General features: G+C 73.3%; 27 protein-coding genes, 10 pseudogenes and 1 riboswitch. Of the genes and pseudogenes, 20 read left to right on the forward strand and 17 right to left on the reverse strand.

Annotated features, from left to right (window positions below; all coding sequences use genetic code 11):
• Positions 1–268: 268 nt before the first annotated feature.
• Positions 269–625: pseudogene (locus tag ACZ8AI_RS05410) on the forward strand (RNA-binding S4 domain-containing protein); the annotation flags it as partial.
• Between the two features lie 26 nt (positions 626–651).
• Here ACZ8AI_RS05410 and ACZ8AI_RS05415 read toward each other — a convergent pair.
• From ACZ8AI_RS05415 to ACZ8AI_RS05435, 5 genes are read right to left on the reverse strand one after another with little or no spacing between them, the layout of a single operon-like run.
• Positions 652–1,599 (reverse strand): J domain-containing protein, encoded by a 948-nt coding sequence (locus tag ACZ8AI_RS05415; RefSeq protein ID WP_464857094.1) that lies wholly within the window; start codon positions 1,597–1,599, stop codon positions 652–654.
• Positions 1,596–2,687, reverse strand: a complete 1,092-nt coding sequence (locus tag ACZ8AI_RS05420; RefSeq protein ID WP_464857096.1) for a DNA glycosylase AlkZ-like family protein — start codon at positions 2,685–2,687, stop codon at positions 1,596–1,598. Before ACZ8AI_RS05420 ends, ACZ8AI_RS05415 begins: the two co-directional genes overlap by 4 nt.
• On the reverse strand, positions 2,599–2,943 hold the full coding sequence (locus ACZ8AI_RS05425) for a hypothetical protein (protein ID WP_464857098.1): 345 nt from the start codon (positions 2,941–2,943) through the stop codon (positions 2,599–2,601). The genes ACZ8AI_RS05420 and ACZ8AI_RS05425 overlap by 89 nt, the downstream gene beginning before the upstream one ends.
• The gene (locus ACZ8AI_RS05430; RefSeq protein WP_464857100.1) at positions 2,907–3,179 is read right to left on the reverse strand and encodes a DNA glycosylase AlkZ-like family protein; all 273 of its coding nucleotides are present in this window, start codon (positions 3,177–3,179) and stop codon (positions 2,907–2,909) included. Before ACZ8AI_RS05430 ends, ACZ8AI_RS05425 begins: the two co-directional genes overlap by 37 nt.
• Complete coding sequence (locus tag ACZ8AI_RS05435) at positions 3,176–3,952, reverse strand: phosphotransferase enzyme family protein (RefSeq protein ID WP_464857102.1); 777 nt, start codon at positions 3,950–3,952, stop codon at positions 3,176–3,178. Before ACZ8AI_RS05435 ends, ACZ8AI_RS05430 begins: the two co-directional genes overlap by 4 nt.
• 142 nt (positions 3,953–4,094) lie before the next feature.
• Between ACZ8AI_RS05435 and ACZ8AI_RS05440 the strand changes: the two genes are divergently transcribed.
• The 3 genes and pseudogenes from ACZ8AI_RS05440 to ACZ8AI_RS05450 all read left to right on the forward strand — a co-directional run bounded on the left by ACZ8AI_RS05440 (position 4,095) and on the right by ACZ8AI_RS05450 (position 5,957).
• Complete coding sequence (locus ACZ8AI_RS05440; RefSeq protein ID WP_464857105.1) at positions 4,095–4,736, forward strand: GntR family transcriptional regulator; 642 nt, start codon at positions 4,095–4,097, stop codon at positions 4,734–4,736.
• A 116-nt stretch (positions 4,737–4,852) separates the two neighbouring features.
• Positions 4,853–5,332 (forward strand): annotated as a pseudogene (locus ACZ8AI_RS05445) (MFS transporter); the annotation flags it as partial.
• Between the two features lie 178 nt (positions 5,333–5,510).
• Positions 5,511–5,957: a hypothetical protein gene (locus ACZ8AI_RS05450; RefSeq protein WP_464857107.1), complete on the forward strand. Its 447-nt coding sequence runs from the start codon at positions 5,511–5,513 to the stop codon at positions 5,955–5,957.
• 48 nt (positions 5,958–6,005) lie between these two features.
• On the opposite strand, the gene ACZ8AI_RS05455 is transcribed toward ACZ8AI_RS05450, so the two are convergent.
• Positions 6,006–7,070, reverse strand: a complete 1,065-nt coding sequence (locus ACZ8AI_RS05455) for an NUDIX domain-containing protein (RefSeq protein WP_464857109.1) — start codon at positions 7,068–7,070, stop codon at positions 6,006–6,008.
• 67 nt (positions 7,071–7,137) lie between these two features.
• Positions 7,138–7,233: riboswitch (TPP riboswitch) on the forward strand.
• Between ACZ8AI_RS05455 and thiM the strand changes: the two genes are divergently transcribed.
• The 6 genes and pseudogenes from thiM to ACZ8AI_RS05485 all read left to right on the forward strand — a co-directional run bounded on the left by thiM (position 7,222) and on the right by ACZ8AI_RS05485 (position 10,234).
• Positions 7,222–8,091, forward strand: coding sequence for a hydroxyethylthiazole kinase (gene thiM, locus ACZ8AI_RS05460; protein ID WP_464857111.1), 870 nt, complete (start codon positions 7,222–7,224; stop codon positions 8,089–8,091). (Overlaps the previous riboswitch by 12 nt.)
• The gene (locus ACZ8AI_RS05465; protein ID WP_464857113.1) at positions 8,081–8,422 is read left to right on the forward strand and encodes a hypothetical protein; all 342 of its coding nucleotides are present in this window, start codon (positions 8,081–8,083) and stop codon (positions 8,420–8,422) included. Before thiM ends, ACZ8AI_RS05465 begins: the two co-directional genes overlap by 11 nt.
• A complete protein-coding gene (locus ACZ8AI_RS05470; protein WP_464857209.1) occupies positions 8,419–8,811 on the forward strand; it encodes a thiamine phosphate synthase in 393 nt (130 codons plus the stop codon). The genes ACZ8AI_RS05465 and ACZ8AI_RS05470 overlap by 4 nt, the downstream gene beginning before the upstream one ends.
• Positions 8,808–8,906: pseudogene (locus ACZ8AI_RS05475) on the forward strand (bifunctional hydroxymethylpyrimidine kinase/phosphomethylpyrimidine kinase); the annotation flags it as partial. The gene ACZ8AI_RS05470 and the pseudogene ACZ8AI_RS05475, both read left to right, overlap by 4 nt.
• 79 nt (positions 8,907–8,985) lie before the next feature.
• Positions 8,986–9,201: pseudogene (locus ACZ8AI_RS05480) on the forward strand (bifunctional hydroxymethylpyrimidine kinase/phosphomethylpyrimidine kinase); the annotation flags it as partial.
• 148 nt (positions 9,202–9,349) lie between these two features.
• Positions 9,350–10,234 carry a bifunctional hydroxymethylpyrimidine kinase/phosphomethylpyrimidine kinase gene (locus ACZ8AI_RS05485; protein ID WP_464857115.1) on the forward strand — a complete coding sequence of 295 codons (885 nt, stop codon included), beginning with the start codon at positions 9,350–9,352 and terminating at the stop codon, positions 10,232–10,234.
• A gap of 209 nt (positions 10,235–10,443) precedes the next feature.
• On the opposite strand, the gene ACZ8AI_RS05490 is transcribed toward ACZ8AI_RS05485, so the two are convergent.
• The 5 genes and pseudogenes from ACZ8AI_RS05490 to ACZ8AI_RS05510 form a co-directional block, all read right to left on the reverse strand.
• Positions 10,444–10,947 carry a metallophosphoesterase family protein gene (locus ACZ8AI_RS05490; protein WP_464857117.1) on the reverse strand — a complete coding sequence of 168 codons (504 nt, stop codon included), beginning with the start codon at positions 10,945–10,947 and terminating at the stop codon, positions 10,444–10,446.
• Positions 10,944–11,411: a MarR family winged helix-turn-helix transcriptional regulator gene (locus ACZ8AI_RS05495; protein ID WP_071292780.1), complete on the reverse strand. Its 468-nt coding sequence runs from the start codon at positions 11,409–11,411 to the stop codon at positions 10,944–10,946. Before ACZ8AI_RS05495 ends, ACZ8AI_RS05490 begins: the two co-directional genes overlap by 4 nt.
• Before the next feature lie 82 nt (positions 11,412–11,493).
• Complete coding sequence (locus ACZ8AI_RS05500; RefSeq protein ID WP_464857120.1) at positions 11,494–11,754, reverse strand: VOC family protein; 261 nt, start codon at positions 11,752–11,754, stop codon at positions 11,494–11,496.
• A gap of 82 nt (positions 11,755–11,836) precedes the next feature.
• Positions 11,837–11,956: pseudogene (locus ACZ8AI_RS05505) on the reverse strand (VOC family protein); the annotation flags it as partial.
• A gap of 22 nt (positions 11,957–11,978) precedes the next feature.
• Positions 11,979–12,275: a GNAT family N-acetyltransferase gene (locus ACZ8AI_RS05510; RefSeq protein WP_071292778.1), complete on the reverse strand. Its 297-nt coding sequence runs from the start codon at positions 12,273–12,275 to the stop codon at positions 11,979–11,981.
• 74 nt (positions 12,276–12,349) lie between these two features.
• On the opposite strand from ACZ8AI_RS05510, the pseudogene ACZ8AI_RS05515 reads away from it, so the two are divergent.
• Positions 12,350–13,016: pseudogene (locus tag ACZ8AI_RS05515) on the forward strand (NADPH-dependent F420 reductase).
• A gap of 144 nt (positions 13,017–13,160) precedes the next feature.
• Here ACZ8AI_RS05515 and ACZ8AI_RS05520 read toward each other — a convergent pair.
• Both ACZ8AI_RS05520 and ACZ8AI_RS05525 read right to left on the reverse strand, forming a co-directional pair.
• Positions 13,161–14,086, reverse strand: a pseudogene (locus tag ACZ8AI_RS05520) (aldo/keto reductase); the annotation flags it as partial.
• 627 nt (positions 14,087–14,713) lie between these two features.
• Complete coding sequence (locus ACZ8AI_RS05525) at positions 14,714–15,151, reverse strand: hypothetical protein (protein WP_464857122.1); 438 nt, start codon at positions 15,149–15,151, stop codon at positions 14,714–14,716.
• Positions 15,152–15,154: 3 nt separating this feature from the next.
• Here ACZ8AI_RS05525 and ACZ8AI_RS05530 point away from each other — a divergent pair, with 3 nt between their 5' ends.
• Positions 15,155–15,376: a hypothetical protein gene (locus ACZ8AI_RS05530; protein WP_464857124.1), complete on the forward strand. Its 222-nt coding sequence runs from the start codon at positions 15,155–15,157 to the stop codon at positions 15,374–15,376.
• Between the two features lie 143 nt (positions 15,377–15,519).
• On the opposite strand, the pseudogene ACZ8AI_RS05535 reads toward ACZ8AI_RS05530, so the two are convergent.
• Positions 15,520–16,379: pseudogene (locus ACZ8AI_RS05535) on the reverse strand (LysR substrate-binding domain-containing protein).
• Positions 16,380–16,501: 122 nt separating this feature from the next.
• On the opposite strand from ACZ8AI_RS05535, the gene ACZ8AI_RS05540 reads away from it, so the two are divergent.
• Both ACZ8AI_RS05540 and ACZ8AI_RS05545 read left to right on the forward strand, forming a co-directional pair.
• Positions 16,502–16,693: a hypothetical protein gene (locus tag ACZ8AI_RS05540; protein ID WP_464857126.1), complete on the forward strand. Its 192-nt coding sequence runs from the start codon at positions 16,502–16,504 to the stop codon at positions 16,691–16,693.
• Positions 16,694–16,807: 114 nt separating this feature from the next.
• Positions 16,808–17,641, forward strand: a pseudogene (locus ACZ8AI_RS05545) (MFS transporter); the annotation flags it as partial.
• A gap of 409 nt (positions 17,642–18,050) precedes the next feature.
• Here the strand turns inward: ACZ8AI_RS05545 and ACZ8AI_RS05550 are convergent.
• On the reverse strand, positions 18,051–18,815 hold the full coding sequence (locus ACZ8AI_RS05550) for an NAD(P)-dependent oxidoreductase (RefSeq protein ID WP_464857128.1): 765 nt from the start codon (positions 18,813–18,815) through the stop codon (positions 18,051–18,053).
• Between the two features lie 91 nt (positions 18,816–18,906).
• On the opposite strand from ACZ8AI_RS05550, the gene ACZ8AI_RS05555 reads away from it, so the two are divergent.
• A complete protein-coding gene (locus ACZ8AI_RS05555) occupies positions 18,907–19,581 on the forward strand; it encodes a winged helix-turn-helix transcriptional regulator (protein ID WP_464857130.1) in 675 nt (224 codons plus the stop codon).
• Positions 19,550–20,577, forward strand: a pseudogene (locus ACZ8AI_RS05560) (NADPH:quinone reductase). The gene ACZ8AI_RS05555 and the pseudogene ACZ8AI_RS05560 overlap by 32 nt, the downstream one beginning before the upstream one ends.
• Positions 20,578–20,602: 25 nt before the next feature.
• Here the strand turns inward: ACZ8AI_RS05560 and ACZ8AI_RS05565 are convergent.
• Both ACZ8AI_RS05565 and ACZ8AI_RS05570 read right to left on the reverse strand, forming a co-directional pair.
• Positions 20,603–20,788 carry a hypothetical protein gene (locus ACZ8AI_RS05565; RefSeq protein ID WP_071292974.1) on the reverse strand — a complete coding sequence of 62 codons (186 nt, stop codon included), beginning with the start codon at positions 20,786–20,788 and terminating at the stop codon, positions 20,603–20,605.
• Positions 20,789–20,829: 41 nt separating this feature from the next.
• Positions 20,830–21,657, reverse strand: a complete 828-nt coding sequence (locus ACZ8AI_RS05570; protein WP_464857133.1) for a GAF domain-containing protein — start codon at positions 21,655–21,657, stop codon at positions 20,830–20,832.
• Between the two features lie 134 nt (positions 21,658–21,791).
• Between ACZ8AI_RS05570 and ACZ8AI_RS05575 the strand changes: the two genes are divergently transcribed.
• From ACZ8AI_RS05575 to ACZ8AI_RS05590, 4 genes are all read left to right on the forward strand, one after another.
• Positions 21,792–22,529: a trypsin-like serine protease gene (locus ACZ8AI_RS05575; RefSeq protein WP_464857135.1), complete on the forward strand. Its 738-nt coding sequence runs from the start codon at positions 21,792–21,794 to the stop codon at positions 22,527–22,529.
• Between the two features lie 306 nt (positions 22,530–22,835).
• Complete coding sequence (locus ACZ8AI_RS05580) at positions 22,836–23,597, forward strand: ROK family transcriptional regulator (protein ID WP_464857137.1); 762 nt, start codon at positions 22,836–22,838, stop codon at positions 23,595–23,597.
• Positions 23,485–23,934, forward strand: a complete 450-nt coding sequence (locus ACZ8AI_RS05585; protein ID WP_464857139.1) for an ROK family protein — start codon at positions 23,485–23,487, stop codon at positions 23,932–23,934. Before ACZ8AI_RS05580 ends, ACZ8AI_RS05585 begins: the two co-directional genes overlap by 113 nt.
• Positions 23,935–24,384: 450 nt before the next feature.
• Positions 24,385–25,356, forward strand: coding sequence for a sugar ABC transporter substrate-binding protein (locus tag ACZ8AI_RS05590; RefSeq protein ID WP_464857212.1), 972 nt, complete (start codon positions 24,385–24,387; stop codon positions 25,354–25,356).
• Positions 25,357–25,382 lie beyond the last annotated feature (26 nt).

A 25,382-nucleotide genomic window follows, 5' to 3' on the forward strand; every position in this document is an offset into this window, starting at 1 on the left:
GCGGCGGGACCGGCTTCGCCGCGACGACGTCGGCCAGCGCGACCTCGACCGGCCCCCGGCGGGGTGTCGATCACCACGGCGTCGGTGGTGCGATCGACGAGGACCCCGAGGGCGTCCCGCGCTCCCCCCGCCGTGGTGTGCCCGGACGACGAGCCGGTCCCCGATCGCCGCGTCGCGCAGCACCCCGAGGGCGTGCGCCTCGCGCGATCGCGTCCTGCCCGGTCTCCGTCACACCGCCAGCGTAGGACGCGCGCCTAGAGTGGAGGGGATGGCCAAGGCACGCGTGGACAGCTGGATCTGGGCGGTGCGGATCACGAAGACCCGCTCCGCCGCGACCGCTGCGTGCAAGGCCGGTCACGTCCGGGTGAACGGGGAGCGCGCCAAGCCGGCGCAGCCGATCGGTCCCGGGGACGAGGTCCGGGTCCGGCAGAACGGGTTCGACCGGATCGTCGTCGTGACCGGGATCATCCTCAAGCGGACGAGTGCGCCCGAGGCCGCGAAGCACTTCGAGGACAAGACGCCGCCGCGGCTCCCCAAGGAAGAGGCCGGCTTCGTCCCGATGCGCGAGCGCGGCGCCGGACGTCCGAGCAAGCGGGAGCGCCGCGACCTCGAGAAGCTCCGCGGCTACTGGACCCACGACGCGGTCGGGCATCAGACGAAGCGGACGGTCTGCAGCAGGCGGTCGCGGAGCTCGAAGACGTCGACCGAACCCTCCGGCGAGAACACCCCGTTCAGCACCTGACCGAGCGCGCCTCCGCCGCACGACGAGCGCGGTGGGCTTGCGGGGCGATCCGGACGACCTGCACGTCCTCGTCGACCGCGGAGTCCGGCACGACCAGCAGCCGTCCGGTGAACTTTACGCGGGTCTGCTTCTGCACCGCTCGGGCCGCGGACGAGCTCCTTCACGGGGCGTTCCCCGGGCGCGAGGGTCTCCCCCGCGATCTCACCGTGCTCGACGCGGACCGGAGCGCCCTGGTCGATGGACTCGACGGCCCAGAGCCCGCTCGGGGTGAGGACCGCGTGGTCGAGCTTGCCCTCGGCACCGGCGTCGAGGTCGTGCCAGACCGTCACGCCGATGCCCATCTCGGAGATGATCGACGCGGTCGACTCCTCGGCGAGGGCCTCGGCGAGGAGCCGCCGGATGTGCCGGGGCGCCGACCGGATGAGCGTGGGGTCGTACGGGTCCTCGATGGGGTCGCCCAGGCCGACCCACTCGCGCTCGGCCTGCAGGAAGACCTCGCGCGAACGACCGCCGGGATGTCCGTGGGACCGGGCACGGGGCCGTGAATCGCGACGGGCCGCCGGAGGTGCGTAGGCGTCGCGACCGGAGTCGGGCCTCCAGGCCGAGGTGCCCGACGGACCGGACGCGCCCTGCCCGGACGAGCCGCGGGAACCGGCGTCGTAGGCGCGGCGCGCGGCGGGCGTGCCGATGCGCTCCCACGCGATCTGCACCTGGCGGAAGCGGCGGGCGTCGCCCCCGAGGTCCGGGTGGGACTCGCGGGCGGCCCGGCGGTACGCGCGGCGGAGCTCGTCGTCGTCGGCGGTCGCGCGGACGCCGAGGACTTCGTACGGGGTGGCGTCGGCCGGGCTGTCGGTCATGGCCCTGCGACATTACCCGAGGGAGCGTCGGAGTCCGCCGCGTGGCGCCGCTGGGTGCCGCCTGAGGGCGGCGGGTGCGCGATCGGACGCGCGCCGGGTGCGTGATCGATCGCACCCCGGTACGGACGTCGCGCCCCGGTGTGCGGGGGTGCGACGTCCGTGCGGGGGTGCGACCCGGCACGATGGCGGCGGCGGCGGTGCGGCGCGGCCGGCGGCGGCGGCCCGTCGCCGGGTCCTCGCTCGATCACACCCGGTGCGGACGTCGCGCCCCGGTGTGCGGGGGGTGCGACGTCCGTGCGGGGGTGCGACCCGGCACGATGGCGGCGGCGGCGTGCGTGCGCGGCCGGCGGCGGCGGCCTGTCGCCGGGTCCTCGCTCGATCGCACCCCGGTGCGGACGTTGCGCCCCGGTGTGCGGGGTGCGACGTCCGCGCGGGGGTGCGACCCGGCACGACGGCGGCGGCCTGGAGGCGCGGTGCGGCCCCGGCGGTCGGCCGGCGGACCGCTCTAGGGTCAGGTCGAAGGCGACGGGGGTCGCCAGGAACGCGCCGTAGCGGCCGGCCGCTGCCTCGAGTGCGCGGACCGACGCGGCGTCGAGCGGTTCGAACGGCGTCACCGTGACCCGGACGTCACGGGAGCGCTCCGTGCGGGTCCAGGTGCCGACGACCCGCCCCCGGACCACGGCCATCGGCAGGAACATCCCGTTGCCGCCGGGCACCACGCGATCGGCGTACCGGGGTCGAGCTGCGCCGACCGGTCGGCGTACCCGAGCAGGTACTCGTCGAACCCCGGCAGCAGGTGCCCTGTCGGGACCACCACCGCTCGACGGACGATCGGCGAGGGCGAGGAGGCCGTCGCCCAGGTCCTCCACGACGTCACCGGCAGCGGCCCGGGCACGCCGGAGGTCGCCGAGCGGCAGCTTTGTCCACGAGGCCGCATCGGCGACGGTCGCCGGACCACGACCGCGCAGGAACCCGACGAGCACGCGGCGGAGGGCTTCGTCACGGTCGGGCACCGGCGACGCGGGCGGTGCCCACTCGTCGAGCAGGACGAGCCCCTGCCCGACACGAGCCGTGGGACCCCACGCCACCAGGCCCTCCTGCGAGAGCTGGAGCAGCAGGTGGTGACCCGCGTCCGGCGGCGGGGTCGATGCCGGCGCCACGGAACACGTCGAAGAGCTCGTCGCGGACGAGGGACCGACCGCCGGACAGCGCGGCGACGGTGGTGTCCCGGGCTCGTCCGAGCAGCGCGTCGTCGATGCCGAGCTCGGCCGCGCGTCGGGCGATGCTCCGCAGAGTGCGCTCGGCGGTCAGGGACAGCAGGAGCCGGAGGTCGTCGGGGCGCATCGCGTGCAGGGTCCCGCGCACGGCCACGACCGGACGAGTTCGGCCCGGTCGAACGCGGCGCGGACGTCGTCGCGCGTGGCACCGGGAGCACGGACCCCGATCGCCCAGAGCACCTGGCCGAGGTCCTGCCCCTGCACGGCGGTCATCCGCTCGACGGCGGCGGTCGGACCGAGCCCGGGCACCGCGATCCCCTGCGCGGCGAGGCGCATCGTGCGGAGCTGCGCCGGCGTCATCATGGCACCAGCATGCCCGGCACCACCGTCAGGCGGACGGCCGCGGTGATTTCGGCGGCGTGCTCCTCGATGTACCGGACGTCGGCCCGGTACAGGTCGGCGTGCCCGTGCGCGAGGTCACTGACGAACTTGGGGTTGCCCGCCGAGGCCTCGGTCTCGATGGTGGTCACCAGCGCGACGAGCGAACCGGTGATCGTCTCGGCGAGGACCGCACGCGACCGGGCGTCGAGTCCGTAGGCGCGGCAGAACTCCGCCGCACGGTCGAGCCGTTCGTCGAGGGACGGGGCCGTCGAGCCCTCGACGACGCCGGTCGTGAACGGGGCGAACCGGTACACGGCACTCGCGACGTCCCACACCCGCGGCCCGGGGTGGGCGGTGTCGAAGTCGATGAGGCCGACGGCGGCGATGCCGTCGTACACGCAGTTGTACGGTGCGAAGTCGCCGTGCACGATCGTCTCGACGGGCAGCCGGTCCGCCTGCGACCAGACGTCGCGCGACGGGTCCCGAGGGAACGTCGCCGCGGCGTCGTGGTAGTGCCGGAGCAGCCGTGCACTCGTGACGAGGGCGGCCTCGCTCGCCACGTCGGCGGTCCACGGGTACTCCCCCGCGGTGCCGGGCACGAACGACACGGTCTCGAGGGTGTCGCCGTGCTCGATCGGCTCGGGTGCCGCGACGAACCCCTGTTCGTGCAGGTGGGCGAGCAGCCGGTGCACGGTCGGTGTCCACGGCCCTGCCGGGCGGTGCACGCGATCGTCGGCCCTGGTGATCCGCTCCATCGGGTCCTCCTGTCGTCCACGTCTCCGTTGACGTGGTGGCCCAGCGTATCCGCGCACGGCCGACGCTGTCCCGGTTGCTCTCAGCAACACACCTGTCCCCATCAGCATGCACCGTTGCATGCAAGGCGTAGGATCGACGACCGTGAGCACCCCCGTCACCAGTCAGGCCGCGTCCGACCGGGCCTACGAGCACGTCAAGCGCGCGATCATCCGCGGCGACCTGCCCGGCGGCACCGCCATCAGCGAGAACGCCCTCAGTCAGGAGATCGGCGTTTCCAGGACACCCGTGCACGAGGCGTTCCTGCGTCTCGCGGCCGAGGACCTGCTCACCCTCGAGTCCCGGAAGGGCGCCGTGGTCCGGCCGATGTCCCCGAACGAGGCGGCGGACGTGCTCGAGATGCGGGAGGCCATCGAGTCGACGGCGGCGACCCGCGTCGTGACCGACGGCCGCGCGGCGGACGTCACCCCGAGCCTCCAGGCCGTGCTCGCGGAACAGGAGCAGGCGGTCGCGACCGGCGACGTCGACCGCTTCGTCGAGGCGGACGCGGAGTTCCACGGGGCCGTCATCGCGGCGTCGCGGAACGCGATCGCCGTCATGTTCGCGCGCACCCTGCGGGACCGGCAGCAGCGGCTGCGCCACCACCTCATGCGGCTGCAGCCGTCGCAACTCCAGGCGTCGCTCGAGGACCACCGCGCCCTCGCCGCCGCGCTCGAGGCGGGCGACGCCGCCCGCTACGCCGCGGTGCTCAGCGCCCACGTCGCGTCGCACCGGGGTGCCCTGTGAGCGCGGGGACCGACTCGATCGCGGTCCCGAACGTCCGCGTCCTGCCGTGGGTGGCGGTCTGGGGTGCCGTCTTCGTGTGCTCGTGGGGCGGCAACCAGTTCTCGCCACTGCTGCTGATGTACGAGGAGCGGGCGCACTACTCGTCGTTCCTCGTCACCGTGTTCCTCGGCGTGTACGTGCTCGGCCTCGCGCCAGCGCTCCTCGTCGCCGGGTCGCTGTCGGACCGGCACGGACGCCGGCCGCTGATGCTCGTGGGCATCGCGTCGGCGGTGGTCGGCAGCGGGCTGCTGGCGTTCGGTCCGCTCGGCGCCGGGTTCCTGATGGCCGGACGGCTGTGCTCCGGCATCACGGTCGGCATCGCGATGGCGGTCGGGAACAGCTGGGTGAAGGAGCTCTCGCAGGGACGGTTCGACCCGTCGGCCGACGCCGGGTCCGGTGCACGGCGGGCCTCGCTCGCGTTCACCCTGGGGTCGGCGTCGGGTGCCCTCGTCGCCGGGCTCATCGCGCAGTGGGGTCCGATCCCCGAGGTGCTGCCGTTCCTCGTGCACATCTGCGTCGCGGCGCCCTTCGCCGTCGTCGTGTGGCGGACGCCGGAGACGAACCGCACGGGCGGGCTGCAGGGGCGGTGGTGGCGCCAGCTCGCCGTGCCGAGTGCCGGGCACCGGCGGTTCACCCGCGTGGTGCTCGTCGCGGCGCCGTGGATCTTCGGCTCGGCGGCGATCGGCTACGGTACCTGCCGACGAAGCTCGCCGGTGCCACCGGGATGTGGGGCTCGTGTTCGCGACCGCCACGACCGTGGTCGCCCTCGGGGTGTCGAGCGCCGTGCAGCCGCTCGCCGCGCGGGTGCACTCCCTGCTGTCGGCGCGCGGCATCCTGACCGCGGTGGCACTCATGACCACCGGCATCGCCGTGGTCGTCGTCGCGATCCAGCTGCAGTCCGTGGCGATCGGCCTGGCCGCGAACGTGGTGATCGGCCTCGGCATCGGGATCGCCCTGGTGTCGTCGCTGCTCGAGGTGCAGCGGATCGCCGACCCCCGCGACCTGGCCGGACTGACCGGGGTGTTCTACGCGGCCGCCTACGCCGGGTTCCTGGCGCCGGCCGTCATCGCGGCGATCGCGAACGTCGTCGCGGTGCCGACCGTGCTCTGGGTGGTCGTCGGCCTCGGGGTGTTGTCGTGGGTCACGATCGCGGCATCGTCGCGGCGGTACGTGCCGGCGTAGCGCGGGCCGCGGCGCGCGCTCCCTCGCACCGTGCGAGGGTGATCGCGCCTAGAACTGGTCGCGGAGCCAGCCCGGTCCGCGAACCGTGGCGCCGAGTGCCTCGACCCGTGCCCGGAGCTCGCGGTCGGCCGTCACGACCACGACCGGTGCGTGGCCGGCGTCGACGGCTGCCCGTGCGGCGTCGACGATCGCGTCGTCGCCCGAGCCCGGCGCCCGCACGACGTCGAGCGGCCCGCTCGGCCCGCTCGGCCCGGTCCCGGTCGGCGCGATCGGCCCGTCGAGGGAGCAGGAATCGTCGGGTCGCCCGTCGGCGCGCGACGATTCCTGCTCCCTCGACGGAGCAGACGGAGCAGACGGAGCCGACGGAGCAGACGGACCAGACGGGGACGAACCACCAGACGAACCACCAGACGAACCAGCAGCCGCCCGCGCCTCGCCCTCAAGCACGACGGTCCACCGCGGCCACCACCGGTCGAACGGCAGCTCGAGCTCGGCGGCCGCCACACCCACCGCGGCGAGCGCCGTCACCCGGTCGAGCAGTCGCGCAGCCGCCCCCGCGCGGTCCTTCCACCAGCCGTCCGGCACGCTGCCGACGACGTTCGCGGCGTCGACGACGACGTGCGGCGTGGTCGTGATCCGCGCACGCAGGGCCGGCCAGGACGCCCCGAACCCGGGGTGCAGCGGCAGGTCGTCGACGTCGGCGACGGGGACCCAGGCGAGTTCGAGGCTCTCGCGGTCGGCGATCACGGGGTCGAACGGCCGGGAGGCCCGCCCCACCACCGTCGTGTACGTCCAGAAGCCGAGGTCGAGCACGGCCGTGTGGCGCAGGTCGACGCCGTCCTCGGGCACCCCCGCTTCCTCGGCGGACTCGCGGAGCGCTCCGGTCACGGCGTCCTCGCCCTGGTGCCGGGCGCCGCCGGGGATCCCCCACGTGCCGCCGTGGTGGCTCCACTCCACGCGGTGCTGCAGGAGCACGTTGCCGGCGCCGTCGTCGACGAGCAGCCCGGCAGCGCCGAAGAGCCCCCAGGCCTTGGTGCCGTCGGGGCCGACCGCCCAGGCGTCGCCGGGGTCGCGGGGACCGGGAGGCGGCCCGGGAGGCGTGGTGTCTGGCACACCGCAAGCTTTCCACACGGGACCGGCGGCGGCCTCGGATTGGTCACCGGACGTCGTGTACGGTGTCGCTCGAGACACGGGGTGCCGCGACCAGCGGCTGAGATCACACCCGTCGAACCTGCTCGAGCTCGTACTCGCGAAGGGATCGTCCATGGAAACCGCTGCGCCCTCCCCTGCCTGGGCCCACCGAACCGCCGAACTACTCGAGGCCGTTCGGACTCGAGGCCCCCTGGTGCACTGCATCACGAACACGGTGGTGCAGAACGTCACCGCGAACGTGCTGCTCGCGCTCGGCGCCTCGGCCGCGATGGTCGACGTCGTCACCGAGGCGGGGCCGTTCGCCCGGGTCGCCGACGCCCTGCTGGTGAACACCGGCACGCCGCACGCCGAGCCTCGTGCGGCGTCGATCGAGGCCGCCGAGGCAGCGGTCGACGCGGGGACCCCGTGGGTCCTCGACCCGGTGGCGGTCGGATCGCTGCCGGTCCGGACCGCGCTGGCCCGGGACCTGCTGGCCCTCCGGCCGACGGTGCTGCGCGGCAACGCCTCCGAGGTGCTCGCCGTGCTCGGTGCGTCCGCCGGTGGTCGCGGCGTCGACAGCACCGTGGGCACCGACGACGCGCGTGAGGCTGCGGTGGCCGCCGTGTCCGGTTCCGACACGGCCGGGAGGCGCGTGGCCGCGGTGGCCGTGTCGGGTCCCGTCGACCTCGTGGTCGGGTCCACCGCCGTGGGCGGCCCCGGTGTGCCGGTCCGGGTCGCGAACGGCACGGAGCTCCTCACCCGGATCACCGGCGGCGGTTGCGCACTCGGCGCGGTGATCGCCGCGTTCACCTCGGTGGCCGCGGAGGACCCGGTCGCGGCCGCGGTCGCCGGGACGGCCGTGCACACGATCGCCGCGGAGCTCGCCGCGCGTGACGCCGGCGGGCCGGGCACGTTCCAGCCGCTGTTCCTCGACCGGCTCGCGTCGCTGACGCCGGAGGACGTCGTCCGCGACGCACGCATCTCCGAGGAGCGTGCGGCATGACCGGCGTCGGCGTCTACCTCGTCACCGACGGCGCACTGTCGGACCGGCACGGCATCGGCGTGCTCGGGGTGGTGCGGGCAGCGGTGCACGCCGGGGTCCGGATCGTGCAGGTGCGCGACAAGGAGGCCTCGGCACGGGACCTGCTCGCGCTGACCTCGGCGGTGGCCGACGCCGTGGGCGACCGAGCCTCGTCGTGGTCGACGACCGGCTCGACGTCGCCCTCGCCGCGCGGCACGCCGGACACCGGGTCGCCGGGGTGCACCTCGGGCAGTCGGACGTCCCGCCGAGGCCGCGCGGGCGCTCCTCGGGCCGGACGCCCACGTCGGCCTGACCGCGAACACGCCGGAGCACCTCGCGGCCGTCGCCCGGCTGCCCCGCGGCGCAATCGACCTGCTCGGCGTCGGGGTCGTGCACCCCACCGCGACGAAGCCCGACCACCCTCCGGCGCTCGGGCACGACGGCTTCGCTCGGTTGGCCCGCGCGACCGACCTGCCGTGCGTCGCGATCGGCGGTGTGACCCTCGACGACGTCCTGCCGCTCCGCGCCGCCGGTGCCGCGGGCGTCGCGGTGGTGTCCGGCATCTGCGCCGCCGCCGACCCCGGTTCCGCCGCCGCCGCGTACGTCGCCGCGTGGGCCGACCACCTGTCGGAGGCGGGGCGATCCGATCCGGGTGATCCGCGCCTCCAGGCAGTCGACACCGGCCACGGGGCGGACGCATGAGCGCGACGGCGGTCCCCCGTGTCCTCAGCATCGCCGGGACCGACCCGACGGGTGGTGCCGGGTTGCAGGCCGACCTCAAGTCGATCGCGGCGCACGACGGGTACGGGATGGGCGTCGTGACGGCGCTGGTGGCGCAGAACACGCACGGGGTGCGGGTCGGTGCACGTGCCGGACGTGGGGTTCCTGCGGGAGCAGCTCGACGCGGTGTCGGACGACGTGACCATCGACGCGGTGAAGATCGGCATGCTCGGGACCGCTCCGGTCGTGCGGGTGGTGACGGACTGGCTGCGGGAGCACCGGCCGCCCGTGGTGGTGGTCGACCCGGTGATGGTGGCGACGAGCGGCGACCGGCTGCTCGACGAGGACGCCGCGGAGGCGATGGCGGAGCTGTTCCGGCTCGCCGACCTGGTGACGCCGAACCGTCCGGAGCTCTCGGTGCTGGCGGGGCTGGCGGGCAGTGCTGGCAGTGCTGGCAGTGCTGGCAGTGCTGGCTCTTGCTGGCGGCGCGGGCCGGGCCGTGGTCGACGCGGCGGTCCTGGTGGCTCGGACCTGGGACGTCCTCGTGCTGGCCAAGGGCGGACACGACGACGGGGCCACCTCGGACGACGTGCTCGTGTCGGCGGACGGCGTCGTGCGGACCTTCACGGCGCCGCGGATCGCGACGACGAACACGCACGGCACCGGCTGCTCGCTGTCGAGCGCGGTCGCGACCCGGATGGCCCGCGACGGCGACTGGGAGCTCGCGATCGGCGGCGCGAAGGCGTGGCTGACCCGCGCGCTCGAGGGAGCCGACGCCCTCGAGGTCGGCACGGGCACCGGACCGATCGACCACGGTGCGTCGATCCGCGACGCACTGCCGGCACCGTCGTGGACGGACCGGTGGTGGGACGACGTCGCCGGGGTGCTGCGCTCGACGATCGACTGCGCGTTCCTGGTCGGGCTGCGCGACGGCACGCTCGACGACTCGGTGTTCGCGGTGTACCTCGCGCAGGACGTGCACTACCTCCGCGCGTACGAGCAGCACCTGTCGACGCTCGCCTTCGTGGTCGACCGGCACGGCGGCGGCGTTCTGGGCGGCGTCGGCCGAGGGGTGTGCCGACGAGGCCCGCGACCTGCACCACCGTCGCCTGGCCGGCTCGCACGCCGACGACCCGGTGCACCCGACGTGTGCGGGGTACCTCGCCCACCTTCGGGCGTCCGCGGCGTCCGGGTCGCCCGGGGTCCTGGCGGCGGCGGTGCTGCCGTGCTTCCGGGTCTACGCCTGGGTCGGCACGCAGCTCGGCACGGCGCCGCCGGCGCACCCGTTCGCGGACTGGATCGGGGCGTACGGGGATCCGGGCTTCGCCGAGGCGTCGGCTGCTGCGACGGCGGAGGTCGAGCGGCCTCGCGGCGGCGGCGGACCCCGAGGAGCGCGGCCGGATGACGCGCGCGTTCCGCCGCTCGGCCGAGTGGGAGCTCGCGTTCTTCCGGATGCCGACCGCCGCCGCGACGGCCGTGGCGGTGCCGGCGGAGGGCCGAGTTTCGGCCTGAGCGACACTTCTTGCGCCTGTGGACCCGTGAACTGTCGCTGAGTCCGAAATCCGGCTCGCGCCCGCACGCCCGCACGCCCGCACGGTGCGCACCGGCCCGGGGTCAGCGCGGGGGCAGGCGGACCAGCTCGACGGACAGGTCAGCGCCGTCGACCGATCCGCGCATCCAGGTGTGGTCGGGCTGGCGGCGGCGGTCGGTCGGCGAGCCCGGGTTGAGGAGCCGGAGGCCCGAGGGCGCGACGGTGTCCCACGGGATGTGCGAGTGCCCGAACACCAGGACGTCGGTGTCCGGGTACTCCGCGTCCATCCGGCGTTCGCGGCCGGCGGCGGCCCCGGTCTCGTGGACGAGGGCGAAGCGGAGCCCCTCGACGGTGAAGCGGGCGACCAGCGGCAGGCGGTCGTCGAACTCCGCGCCGTCGTTGTTGCCGCGGACGCCCTCGAACCGGCGCGAACGGCCCGCGACGGCGTCGAGCGTGGCGAGGTCCACCCAGTCGCCGGCGTGCACGACGAGGTCGGCGGCGTCGATGTCCGACCACAGGCCGGGCGGCAGGTCCTTCGCGCGCTTCGGCAGATGGGTGTCCGACAGCAGGACGAACGCGGTGCTCACTCGGTGCGCTGGGGCATCGGCAGGCCCGCTTCGTCCGCCGCGCCGAGTCGCTCCAACAGGCCGGCGAGCAGCGCGATGTCGTCGTCCGACCAGCTGGCGAGTCGTTCGTCGAGGGCGTCGCGGTGCAGTTGCACGGACCGTTCCAGCGCGGCGCGGCCGGCGTCGGTGGCCTCGAGCGGCTTCGCGTTGCCCGAGCCGCCGTCGGTCGTCCGGATCAGCCCGGCGGCGAGCAGCCCGGACAGCTGCCGCGAGATGGTCGACCGGTTGAGCCGCAGGTACCGGGCGATGTCGATCGCCATGCAGCCGCGGTGCAGCACGACGAAGTCGACGAGGGACTGGTCGACGACGCTCAGGATCGACTCGGAACCACGCGCCCGGATGCTCGCTCGACGGGTGATGCGTGCGAGTTCCGTGTAAGCACGCCCGATGTCGCTGTTGCGGACATCGGGCTTCGGTTCGCTCATCGGGTGACTCCAGCCTGTCAGCGCCGGCACCGGCCGGCGGATCGGTCCCGCAACCATACCGGCGGGTACGGTGCTGCTCCGGTCAGCGACCCGCCGCCGCGGCACGGAGCGCGGGGATGTCGAGCTTCGACATCTGCATCATCGCCTGGAAGACGCGGGCGTTCGCCTCGGGGTCACCGGACCCGGTCATCAGCTCGCCCATCATCGACGGGGTGACCTGCCACGCCACACCCCACCGGTCGAACAGCCAGCCGCACATGCTCGGTCGGCCGCCGTCGGCGAGGAGCGCGTCCCAGATGCGGTCCAGCTCCTCCTGGGTGTCGACGTCGACCTGGAACGACACGGCGTCGGAGTGCTCGTGGTCCCGGCCCGCCGTTCATCGCCCGGTACGGACGGCCGAGCAACGTGAACTCGACGACGAGGGTCTGCCCGTCGGGAGTCTTCGCCACACTGTCGATCCGGCTGTCGGGGAACAGCGAGACGTAGTGCTCCGCGGCGTGCTCGGCCTGGTCGTCGTACCAGAGGAACGGGGTGATCGACGGCATCGTCGTCGCCTTCCGGGTGGGCTCAGTCCGCGGCGCCGCGGACGAGCAGGTCGGACTTCTCGGGGTGTTCGTCGAACCACTTGCCGACGAACCAGCACATCGGCACGACGCGCTTGGTGGAGGTGGCCTCGACGTCGGCGACGGCGAAGTCGACGAGCTCTGCGGCGTAGCCGTGCCCGCGGTGCTTCGGGACCGTGTAGGTGTGCGGGAACGCGATGGCGTCGCCGTTCACCCGGTAGTCGAGGACGCTGACGAGTTCGCCGCCGACGTACATGGCGTAGCGGTCCTGGTCGGTCTCGTCGCGGAACTCGTGGTCCATGCCGCCATCATGCTCCGCCCGGCGGTCGTGCGCCGCTCGGGAATGCGTTCTGCACCATCGCGTTGCAGCACACCATGACGACCATCGGCATCATCGGCGCAGGCAACATCGGATCCCAGCTCGCACGGCTCGCGGTACAGCACGGTCACCAGGTGGTGATCGCCAACTCACGCGGACCGGAGACCCTCACCGAGCTCGTCGACGAGCTCAACACCCTCGGCACCGGCGGTGTCGACGCTCCCGCTCGTGCGGCGACCCGCGACGAAGCGGCGGCAGCCGGGGAGATCGTCGTCGACGACCCCGCTCGCCGCGATCGAGACCATCCCGGTCGAACCCCTCGTCGGCAAGGTCGTGATCGACACGAACAACTACTACTTCGAGCGCGACGGCCACATCCCCGCGCTCGACGACGAGACCACCACCACGGCCGAGCTGCTGCAGGACCGCCTGGTCGGCGCCCGGGTCGTGAAGGCGTTCAACCACATCGGCGCCGCGGACCTGACCGGTCACGCCACCCCGGCCGGCACCCCCGACCGCCGCGCCCTCGTGGTGGCCGGCGACGACGCCGACGCGAAGCGGGTCGTCACCGACCTGATCGACGAGTTCGGCTTCGACGTGGTCGACGCGGGTCCGCTCGCCGAGGGCTGGCGCATCCAGCGGGACACCCCCGGGTACGGCCCGCGCCTGACGGCCGACGAGCTGCGTGCGGCGCTCGGCCGAGCGGAGCGTACCCGCGCCTAGGCGGTACCCGACCCCGAGATTCGGGCTCAGCGACAGTTCTCGCAGCCGAACGCGCGAGAACCGTCGCTCACCGCGAGACTCGGGCCACCCGGACGCCAACGCGGGCGCGCCGCGAGCGCACGGCGCCGCGGCTCGCGCCCCGTCGAAGATCACCGTCATCTCGGCGAGGTCGTCCTCGGAGGGGGTCCACGCCGTACCGGCCTCGACGTTCTGCACGATCTGCTCGGGCTTCGTCGCACCCGCGATGACGCTCGACAGCCCCGGCTGCGCCAGCAACCACGCGAAGGTCGCCTGCAGCATCGTGACGCCGCGGTCGTCGCAGAACCGCTGGAACTCCTCGACGATCACCCACGGAGCGTCCGCCAGCAGCTGCGGCTTCGCCTTCGTCAGGCGCCCGTCGGCCGGCCCCCGCCGGACTGCGTGTACTTGCCGGTGAGCAGCCCGTTGTAGAGCGGGAAGTACGGCAGGAACCCGAGGGCGTAGGCACGCACCGCCGGCAGGACCTCGTCCTCGACGCTGCGGGCGAGCGGGCTGTACTCGTTCTGCGCGGACACGAACGCCGTCGTGCCGGCGATGGAGGCGGTGAGCTCGGCCTCGGCGATCTGCCACCCGGCGAAGTTCGAGTGCCCGATGTAGCGGATCTTGCCCTCGCGGACGAGGTCGTCGAGCACGGACAGGGTCTCCTCGATGGAGGTCACGTCGTCCGGCCGGTGCATCTGGTACAGGTCGATCCAGTCCGTGCCGAGGCGCTTGAGCGACGACTCGACGGCGAGCCGCACGTACCGCCGGGAGCCGCGGACGCCCCAGTCGGGCCCGTTCACGCCCTGCATGTCCAGGCCGAACTTCGTGGCGAGGACCACCTCGTCGCGCCGGCCGGCGATCGACTTGCCGAGCATCTCCTCGGACATGCCCGGCCGTCCGCCGTAGACGTCGGCGGTGTCGAAGAGGGTGACGCCGGCGTCGAGCGCAGCGTTGACCACGGCGTCCGTGCCCTCCTGCGACTCGGTCAGCGTGCCGGGTCGGCCGAAGTTGTTGCAGCCGATGCCGACGGTGGAGACGATCGAGCCCAGACGGCCCGAGCGGACGGTGTTCGATTCCGGTCATGCTCCGACCGTACCGGCGACCCCGGAACTGGGGCTGCGCCCCGCGCACCGGTTGCCGTTAGAACTGACGGTGGATCAGCCGACGGAGGGAGTGCCGCCAGTGGCATCGCATCGCCTGCCTGACGAGGAACGACCGCGCCGCGCGGTCCCCGCCTGGGTCACGGCTCCCCCCGAGGACGGTTCCGTCGCGCCCGTCGCGGACTCCCGGCCTGGAGGCACGCCCCACCCCCGTCGGGTCGGCCCCCCGCTCCGGAGACGGTCGGCTCCGCAACCGTGTCCCCCGCACCGCAGTCCGCCCCGTCGGTCGTCCCGGACGGCTTCGCTGCCGAGGGCCTTCGTCGCGGACGGCATCGTCGTGCCGGACTACCCGCCGCAGGAGGACCTCCTGCCGCCGGCCCCGACCTCGCCGGCCGTGCACACCCTGCCGTTCGACCGAGCCCTCGCCGCCCCGGCTCCGGTCTCGCCGATCGACGCCGCTCCGCCGGTCCCCACCACCCCTGCGGTCCCCGTCGTCGGGCAGCCCCGCTTCTCGGTCCCCGGACTCGAGCACGTCGTCGTCGAGGGCACCGAGCCCGAGCCGGTCGGCCCCATCGGCTACCGCACCCCCGCCCGCTTCGCGCACCAGCGTCCGGCGGCGAGTGCTCCGGCACCGGCCCAGACCCGTTCGTTCGACGCCGTCATCGCGCCGCCGGCCTCGTCCCCCGCGGCCGCGGAGGCATCGACGGCGCTCCCGGCGACGATGCCGATCACGACCAGCGCCACCACCGCCACCAGCGCGTCCGGAGCCTCCGTGGCGGGGCCGGCCACGTCGACCGCGACCGCATCGGCCACCCGGGCGAGCCGGTCCGGTCGAGGCGAGCCGCGCCTCCAGGCCGACGACGCGGACGGCAGCCACGCCGACCAGGCGGCACCGGGCGTGACCTGGTCGACCTGCCGTCGGTGCGACGCCGGGGGCGGTCCTCGGTGCCGTCGCCGGACTCGCGACGCTCGGACTCGGCGGCGTGGTGGTTCACCGCTCCCGGGACCGTGCACGGTGTGGGAATCGCACTGGGTGCGATCGCCCTCGTGCTCTCGATCGCGACCCTGCGGAACCCGGCGACCACGTGGCAGCGGCCGATCGCGCTGCTCGGCGCGGTGCTCGGCGGGGTCGGCACGCTCGGGCTGCTGTGGGCGGTCGCCGCGGCGCTGCTGCCGATGGCGGGTGTGACGCTGCCGGACCTCACCGGAACGGGCACGACGCCGACGCTCGCGCCGTAGCGCGCCCGCGCCCCCGTCCGCGCCGTCCGCCCCGCGCGCCCCGCCCCGTCACCCGCCCCGTCACCCGTCGAGGAGCAGGAATCGTCGGGTCCGAGCGGGCCGCCCGACGATTCCTGCTCCCTCGACGGACGGACCCCGCGCGATCAGACCGCGCGGACGACCCCGCGCGACAGGATGGCGTTCGTCAGGGCGTCGATCGGTTCCTGCTGCACCGTCGGGTTCGCGATGAGGACGTAGTCGACGGCCGGCAGGTCGGGCAGCGCGAGCCGCTGCGACACCTTCACCAGGTCGGCCGGGATGAGCGAGTGCGGGAACACGGCGACGCCGATGCCGGCCCGGACGGCCGCGAGCACCCCGTTGACGTCGCGGGTGTTGCAGGTGATCCGCCACGTGCGGCCGGCGGCCTCGAGCGCGTCGATCGCCATCTGCCGGCTGATGCTCGGCGCCTGGTACGCGATGAGCGGCACGGGCTCGCCGGGCTCGAGCAGAGATGCCGTCCTGCGCCATCCACACCATCTGGTCGGTCGCGACGCGGGTGCCCTCGGCGGACTCCCCCGCGGTCTGCTTGATGAACACGAGGTCGAGCTGGCCGGCGTGCACCCGGCGCAGGAGCGGCGACGACTGGTTCACCGTCAGCTCGAGGTTCACCCGCGAGGTGCAGCCGGCGGAAGTCCCGGAGGATCCGCGGCAACTGCGTGATCGCCAGGTCATCCGCCGCGCCGAACCGGAGCCGGCCGCGGGTGGCGGCGCCGGAGAAGTAGGCGTCGGCGGTGGCGTGTGCCGCGAGGATCGTCCGCGCGAAGCCGGCCATCGCGTCGCCGTTGTCCGTCAGCGCGACACCCCGGGTGTCCCGCGCGACGAGGGTGCGCGACACCGCCGTCTCCAGGCGCCGCACGTGCTGGGACACCGTCGGCTGGCTGATGCCGAGGCGCGCGCCGGCCTGCGTGAAGCTGCCGGTCTCGGCGACGGCCAGGAAGGTCTGCAGCAGGACGGGGTCGAGCACCGGCAGCACCTCATTCGACTTCGCAATGGACTGATAGCCACCATAGGGGTATCGAATGACCCGCTGTCACGTAGTTTCGATGGGGTACCACTTCCGCAGCCGACGTCCGGAGATCCCCCACCGTGAGCGCGTCACCGACGACCCTCCCCCCGCCCACCGAACCGCTCCCGATCCAGGCCACCCGTCCCCCGTGGCGCCACACCCTCATCGCCCTGTCGGTGCCGAACTTCCGGCTCTTCACCGCCACGAACCTCGTCGCCATGACCGCCGGGTGGATGCAGCGCATCGCCCAGGACTGGCTCGTCCTGCGCTGACCGGGTCGGTCGCGCAGGTCGGCATCACGGTGGCGTGCCAGTTCGCGCCGATGCTGCTGTTCGGGCCTCTTCGGCGGGGTGATCGTCGACCGCTTCTCGAAGCGCGCGCTGATGATGATCACGCAGGGCTCCTTCGCGGTGCTGTCGGCGCTGCTCGCGGTCCTCACCCTGACCGGGGTGGTGCAGGCGTGGCACATCTGGGCGATCGCGTTCGTCGTCGGCATGGTGACCGTGATCGACAACCCGGCGCGCCAGGTGTTCGTCACCGAGATCGTCGGCCACGAGCACCTGCGCAACGCGATCAGCGTGAACTCGTCGGTGTTCCAGCTCGGCGGCATGATCGGCCCGGCGCTGTCCGGCGCACTGCTCGTCGCCGTCGGCGCGGGCTGGTCGTTCGGGGTGAACGCGATCGCCTGCGTGGCCGTCGTCGTGACGCTCGGCTTCCTGAAGGTCTCCGAGCTGCACCGCACTCCGCCGGCGCCGCGCGGCAAGGGCCAACTCGTCGAGGGGCTCCGCTACGCCGTCCGGAAGCCGACCATCATCGTGCCGGTGATCCTCGTGGCGTTCTTCTCGGTGTTCGCACTGACGATGCCCGTCCTGCTGTCGGCCTTCGCGTCCCAGGTGTACGACGTCGGCGCGGGCGGCTACGGCGTGTTCAACTCCGCCGTCGCCATCGGTGCCCTCGTCGGGGCACTGCTCTCCACCCGACGTGCGACCGTCCGGCTCCGCACCATCGTCGGCGGGGTGTTCTGGACGGGGATCCTGCTCGTGGTCTCCGGCTCGATCCCCGCGATCGCCCCGTTCACCGTCGCGCTCGTCGCCGTGGGATGTCGCAGTTGCTGTTCCAGACCGCGTCGAACTCTCGTGCAGCTGTCGTCGAACGTGGCGATCCGCGGTCGCGTGATGTCGCTCTACGTCCTCGTGCTGCTCGGTGGGCAGGCGATCGGCGGGCCGCTCATGGGCCAGGTCGTCGACCACTTCGGGGCGCACGTCGGCATGGTCGTCGCCGGTGGGGTGCCCGGCCGCGGCGGCTGTGGTCGGCCTCGTGCTCGCCCGGCGCGGCGGGCTGCACCTGGAGGTGCGGATGCGGCACCACATGCCGGTGCCGCAGATCGTCGGGCACCGCTGACAAGACGCGTGTGCGCGGACCGGCGCGAGCTCGGCGCAGGTGGCCGGACCGGCGCGGGCTCGGCGCGTGTGGCCGGACCGGCGCGGGCTCGGCGCGTGTGGCCGGACCGGCGCGGGCTCGGCGCGTGTGGCCGGACCGGCGCGGGCTCGGCGCGGGCGGCCGGGGCCCGGACGGTTCGGGCGCGACCCGCTGTCGGCCTGGAGGCCCGTGGGGGGCCCGCCACGGGCCTCAGTCCGCCCGTCGGTCGCGCCCGACGGCACTCCCCGTACGGACATCGCGCCCGCTCACTCGGGGGCGCGATGGCCGTACGGGGTGCAATGGCCGCGCGCGCGGCCGGCGGGCCTCACGGTATGCGACGCCGAAGCGTGCCTGGTGGTGGGCCGGCGTGACGATCTCGTCGACGAAGGCGAGGGCGAAGTCCTCGCCGGAGATGTCCGAGTTGCCGTCGGCGTCGGCGAGCAGGACCTCGTCGGTGGTGCGGTAGGTGCCGCGACGCTCGCCGGGGTTGTAGCTGCCGAAGGCCGCCGCCGGGCTCCCGTAGAACCAGTCGACGTCGGTGCCGCTCGCGCGCAGGGCGTCGAGGATCTGGGCGTGGCTCTTCGCCTCGCCCTTGAAGGCGTCCGGGAAGCCCTCGGTGTCGAACAGGTGCGGGCCGCCCTCGGCGACGAGGAGCGACCCCGCGCCGCCGACGATGCCGAGGCGCGCGCCGGCGGCGGTGGCCGCGTCGACGAAGTGCTGGAACTTGTCCTTGAGCTCGCTGCAGTCCGCCTGCACCGCGTGGAGGGCCACGACGATGACGTCGGCGCCCTTCGTGACCTCGGCGACGAAGTCGGTGTCGAAGGCGTCGCCCTGCGCCAGGGTGAGCCCCTCGGCGGCGTCGAGCTTGGACGTGTCGCGGGCGACTGCGGTGACGGTGATGCCGCGGGACAGGGCCTCGCGGGTGATGGCGGAGCCGGCGTAGCCGGTGCCACCGAAGACGACGATGTTGGTCATGGAGCTTCCCTTCGTGGAACGTTGACACTCACCGTACAAGCGTTACTCTCTTTGAGTAAGTAGGCACCCCGCGGTGCGTAACGGAGGACCGATGTCAGCGCTCGAGTACAGCCCCTACGCCGCGGAGTGCCCCTCCCGCCAACTGCTCGACCGCATCGGCGACCGATGGAGTGTCCTGACGATCGGTACCCTCGCCGACGGTCCGGCACGCTACTCGGCGATCGCGCAGCGCGTGCAGGGCGTCTCGCAGAAGATGCTGACGCAGACGCTCCGAGCCCTCGAGCGCGACGGACTCGTCACCCGCACGGTCTTCCCCGAGATCCCGCCGCACGTCGAGTACGAGCTCACCGACCGGGGGCGTTCGCTCCGCGCCGTGCTCGAGCCGCTCGAGGACTGGGCGACCTCGCACATGGACGAGGTCGCGGTGTCGCGCGGGGAAGTACGACGCGCGCTGAGGCCCCGCGCGCCCGCGCGGGCTCGCGACCCGCCCCCGGCGAACCCGCTCGAGGGAGCAGGAATCGTCGAGTCCCGATGCCACCCTCGACGATTTCTGCTCCCACGACGCCCGCGCTCCCGGAGCCACTCGGCGTCCGCCGAGCCTGAGCACCCGCCCCCGGCGAACCCGCTCGAGGGAGCAGGAATCGTCGAGTCCCGATGCCACCCTCGACGATTTCTGCTCCCACGACGCCCGCGCTCCCCGAGTCCACCAGGCCTCCACGTGGTTGCCTGGGGACATGCGATCAGTCGTCTACACAACGCCCGGTGACTCGTCCGTCCTCGAACTCGTCGACCGCGACGTGCCGGAGCCCGGCCCCGGCGAGGTCCGCGTCCGCGTCGTCGTCTCCGGCGTGAACCCCACGGACTGGAAGGCCCGCGCCGGCGGCACCTACGGCGACGGCCTGCCCTTCCCGGAGATGACGCCGAACCAGGACGGCGCCGGCGTGGTCGACGCCGTCGGTGACGAAGTCGACGGGCTGTCCGTCGGCGACCCCGTCTGGCTCTTCATGGCCGCCGCGAGCCGCCCCACCGGCACTGCGCAGGAGTACACGGTCGTGCCGGCGACCCGCGCCGTCCCGCCGCCCGAGGGCACGAGCTTCGACGTCGGCGCCTCGCTCGGCGTGCCCGCGATGACCGCGCACCGCGCCCTCACCACGCACGAGGACGGCCCCGCTCGCTGGCCCCCGGCGCGCTCGACGGCAAGCACGTCCTGGTCGCCGGTGGTGCCGGAGCCGTGGGGCACGCAGCGATCCAGCTCGCGCGGTGGGCGGGCGCGACCGTGATCACGACGATCAGCTCCGACGAGAAGGCCGCCCTCGCGAAGGCCGCGGGCGCGCACCACACGGTGAACTACCGGTCGGAGGACGCCGCGGCACGGATCCGCGAGCTCGCCCCGGACGGCGTCGACATCGTCGTCGAGGTGTCGATCCCGCACAACGCCGGACTCGTCGCGGACGTGTTGGCGAACCACGGCGTCGTGTCGATCTACGCGAACAACGGCGGGGACGACGCGACCCTGCCGATCCGCCCGAACATGAGCGTGAACGCGCGTTACCAGTTCCTGCTGCTGTACACGATCGGCGACCGGGCGCTGTCCGCCGCCGCCGAGGACGTCACCGCCGCTCTCCGCGACGGCGCACTACCGGTGGGCGAGGACGCCGGGTTGCCACTCGTGCGGTTCGCGCTCGAGGACACCGCTGCGGCGCACGACGCCGTCGAGGGCGACGCCGTGGGCAAGGTGCTCATCGACGTCTCCGCAGCGTGAGGCGTGCGGTCACCATCCGACCCGGTCAGCGAGCGAGCCGGGCCGCGATCCGTGCCTCGATCCGGCGTCGCGCCGCTGCGCGTTCCCGTTCGATGTTCGCCGCGATGACGTCGCGGTCTTCGTAGTCGGCGTCGGTGGTGTCGTCGGTCCAGTTCGGGGTGTACACCCGTGAACGTCCGAAGGGCCTCGGTTCGGGGGTCACGATGGTCATGGGGGGATGGTACGTCGAGCGTCCGACAAATCGTGTGAGCATCACGGGCCCTTTCGAGGATTGCGGTCCCGTTCCGGGGACGAGTAGGTGAGGGAGAACGCCACCGCCATGAAGGCCGCGACCACGGCGACGTTCTTCGCGTCGAGGTCGGTGAAGGCATCGGGAACCGGAGAGTCGACGGTGAGCATGCCAAACGAGTACTCGTGCGTCCGGATGACGACGGAGACGTAGGACCGGTACCGGGGCTCGAAGTCCGGGAGGTCCTCGTCGACGTCGACGTCCGCCGTCCGGTCGCCGACGACCCTGGGTGCACCGCCGACGAGCACCCACTCGAGGTTGCGGTCCCCGTACGGCGTGCCCGCGCGGAAGACCCCGGCGGTGTCACCCGCCCCACCGTGCCCGATCGGCTCGAGCGCACTGAGGTCCGCCGAGAGCTGGTAGACGTTGGCGCGGACGTCGGGCACCTTGGGGAGCAGGTAGAAGGCGAGGGCCACCGCGACCCGGTCAGCGAACGCCGACAGTTCGCCCCGCCGGTCACGTCGCCGGAGTTCGGTGAACCGCACGAGCCGGGTGGCCAGCTGCCCGAACGCGTACCGGACCGCCGTCCCCTGCTCGAGTTCGACGGCCGCGTAGTCGTCCTCTGCAGCGGTCCGGGACGCCTCGGCACGGCGGGCCCGCACCACCTGCACGAGCACCGCGGCGACCAGCACGACGAGCCCGAACACCACGAGCGAGACCCGCACCGCCGGCGTCGTGACGAGGTTCGGCAACTGGAACGCGGCGGTCGGCGCGGCGGCGACCAGGATCGGCCACACGACTGCCCCGACCCGTCCGGCACGCGTCCCGCGCCGCTCCTGCTGTTGCCCCATGACCACGACGCTAGGCGACGCCACCGACGCGGACGGAGTTGTCCACAGGCCGGATCGCGACGGACTCCCGGGTGACGGTGTTGTCCTCAGCAACGCCGACTTGACCCCCGAACGGGCACGCGGAGCATCGTGCCATGCAGCAGCGAACGACGCTCACGGCCCTCGCGATGACCGCGGCCGCGGCCCTCACCCTCCTCGGCGGTGCACTCGGTGCCACCAGCGCGAGCGCAGCCACCGCCTCCCCGCAGGTCATCGGCGGCGAACCGGCACCGAGCACTCCGTGGGAGGTGCAGCTCGTCTTCCAGCAGGGCGGCACCGGCACGTACGGGTGCACGGGCGAACAACTCAACGCGTCGTGGGTGCTCACCGCCGAGCACTGTGTCGACGGCACCACCGCGATGAACGTCTACCACTCGAACAGCACCACGAACCGGGGCACCGCGACCGCCGCGGACCGCCTGTACTCGGCGCCGTCCGGCGACATCGCCCTCGTGCACCTCCGCACGCCGAAGACGCTCACCTCGTACGCGCAGCTCGACCTCGGCTTCGCCCCGCGTTCCTCCGGCACGGGCACGATCACGGGCTACGGCAACCGCGCGAACAGCGTCCCGACGACGGGCCTGTACCAGGCGAGCGTGACCCTGAGCGGCCGCTCGACCGATGCGTACGGCGGGGTCGCCCAGCACGTCACCGGGGTGTCCGGCGCGTCGAACCACGGCGACTCGGGCGGTCCGCTCCTGGTCGGCGGCAAGGTCGTCGGCGTCTGCTCGACGGGCGACGTCGCCGACCCGGGTGCGGACACGCACGCTGGCTCGAACTACGCGGTCCTCACGCAGAGCGCCGCCTGGATCCGCTCCACCGCCGGCGTCTGACGCGCCCGCTCTCGGCGTACTCACCCGTTTCGGGCGTACTCGGTCGGAAGTTCCGACCGAGTACGCCCGAAACTCACTCGGTACGCCCGAAAACACTCGGTACGCCGGTTCCGGACGTTCCGGACGACGGCCTGGAGGCGCGTGGCGGCGCCGCCACGCGCCTCCAGGCCGTCCCCGCTCACCACCGCAGCCGTCAGGAGCACGCAGGAACCCGCCCGTTACGCTGTCCCCGTGTCAGAGCCGCGCCGCAGTCCGGGGAACCAAGCTTCACTGCGTGAAGCCAACCGGGGTCGAGTGGTCGCTGCGGTGAAGCGGCACGGCGGGCTGACCCAGGTCGAGCTCGCCGGGGTGACCGGACTCTCCCCCGCGACCGTCTCGAACATCGTCAAGGAACTCGTCGCGACCGGCGCACTGCACGCGACCCCGAGCACCTCGAGCGGACGACGGGCGCTCCGCGTGACCCTGCCGCACGGCCTCGGCCTGGTCGCCGGCGTGCACGTCTCGCCCCGGCACCTCCGGGTCGCGCTGTCCGACCTCAACGCGACGGTCCTGGCCGAGCGGCACATGCCCCTCGCCCGTGACCACCGGGCCGACGCCGAGCTCGACAAGACGGCGCTCCTGGTGATGGACATGGTGGAGTCGATCGAGTCCTCGATGGACGAGGTGCTCGCCGTCGGACTCGCCGTCGCCGCGCCGATCGACCGGCGCACGGGCATGACGGCGCGCGGCGGGATCCTCCGCGGGTGGGACGGGGTCCCCCTCGGGCAGTCCCTCGGGCGGCGGCTGGACAAGCCGGTGCAGGTCGACAACTCGGCGAACCTCGCGGCACTGGCCGAGCACCGCAGCGGCGCCGCCCGGGGTCGAAGCACCGTGATCACGCTCGACGTCGGCAACGGGATCGGCGCGGGCCTGCTGCTCGACGGCCGGCTCTTCCGCGGACACCACGGCGTCGCGGGTGAATTCGGGCACACCCCGGTCGTGCCGCACGGGCCGATCTGGCCGCTGCGGGAACCGCGGGTGCCTCGAGGCCGTCGCCGGCGCCCCGGCCGTGCTCGAGGGGATCCGTGACGAGGTCGGCACGCTCAAGCTGGCGGACCTCATCCTCCGGGCGATGGCCGGCGACGACGTCTGCATCCGCGCGGTGGCCGACGCCGGGCGGGCGATCGGCACGGCCGCGGTGGGGCTCTGCAACGTGCTCGACCCGGAGCGGCTCGTGGTCACCGGGGAGTTCGCGCGCGCCGGGGAACTGCTGCTCGGGCCGATGCGGCACGCGCTCGAGTCGATGCTGCTCGTCGACGTGGACGGCACGCCGGACGTGGTGCAGGGGCAGCTCGGGGAGAAGGCGGCGGTCACCGGGGCGCTGGCGCTGGCGATCGAAGCGGTGGACGTGACGCGGGCGCGCTGAGGCGGGCCACGGGCGCGGGGCGGGGCCGGGCGGGGGCGCGGGCGCGGGCGCGGGGCACCGGGCGTGCGGGCGCGAGCTCCCGCGCGGGCACCGGGCACCGGGCACCGGGCGTGCAGGCGTGAGCGCCCGCGCGGGCGAGTCGCCGCGCACGGGACGCCACGCGCGCCACTGGCCGCGGGGCGCGGCCGAAGATAACGATTTCACCGTCGCCCCGAAGCCCTTGCGTTCAAGTCTTGCAGCCAAGAACACTCGCTGGCACACTCGGGTCACCGCCAACGTGGGCGGTCCACCTGTTGGAGGACGTTTCAATGAAGAAAGCCACCACACGAGCCATGCTGGGCGTCGGCGCCCTGCTGCTCGCGATCACCACCCTCGCGGGGGTGCTCGAACGGCGCCGACGCGGGAACGGGTTCCGGCGGGGGCGGCGACGCCTCGAAGGCGAAGATCGGTCTGCTCCTCCCCGACTCCGTCACCGCCCGCTACGCCAGTGCCGACCGTCCGCTCTTCACCGCCGAGGTGAAGAAGCAGTGCAGCGGCTGCTCCGTCATCTACGCGAACGCCGACGGCGACGCCTCGAAGCAGCTGCAGCAGGCCCAGTCGATGCTCACGCAGGGCGTCAAGGTCCTGGTCCTCGACCCGTTCGACGGCGAGGCCGCGGCGTCCATCGTCCAGCAGGCGAAGGCCAAGAAGGTGCCGGTCATCTCCTACGACCGCCTCATCAACAGCCCCGACCTGAGCTACTACATCTCGTTCGACAACGAGAAGGTCGGCGAACTGCAGGGTCAGGCTCTCGTCGATGCGCTGAAGGCCAAGAACGTGCCGGAGGGGTCCGGGATCATCATGGTCAACGGCTCCCCGACCGACAACAACGCGTCGCAGTTCAAGAAGGGCGCGCACTCCGTCATCGACGACAGCGGGTACAAGGTGCTCGCCGAGTACGACACACCCGGATGGGACCCCGCCAAGGCGCAGGACTGGGCCGCCGGTCAGATCAGCAAGCTCGGCAAGGACAAGATCACCGGCGTCTACGCGGCGAACGACGACACCGGCGGCGGCGTCATCGCAGCGCTGAAGTCGGCCGGCGTCACCGAGCTCCCGCCGGTCACCGGTCAGGACGCCTCCCTCGCCGGCATCCAGCGGATCCTGGCGGGTGAGCAGTACATGACCGTCTACAAGGCGTTCAAGCCGGAGGCCTCGAAGGCCGCCGACCTGGCGATCCAGTTCGCCAAGGGCGAGGAGCCGAAGGGCGAGACGACCGTGAAGACCGCGGGCGGCGCGACCGTGCAGTCGTCCCTGCTCGAACCGGTCGCGGTGACGACGAAGAACGTGCAGGACACCGTGGTCAAGGACGGGCTCTACGAGGTGAAGCAGATCTGCACCTCGCAGTACACCTCGGCCTGCGACGCAGCCGGCATCAAGTAAGCCCGGCAGGCCCTGCCTACACCGAC

The sequence above is a fragment of the Curtobacterium sp. AC273 genome (genome assembly GCF_979253735.1).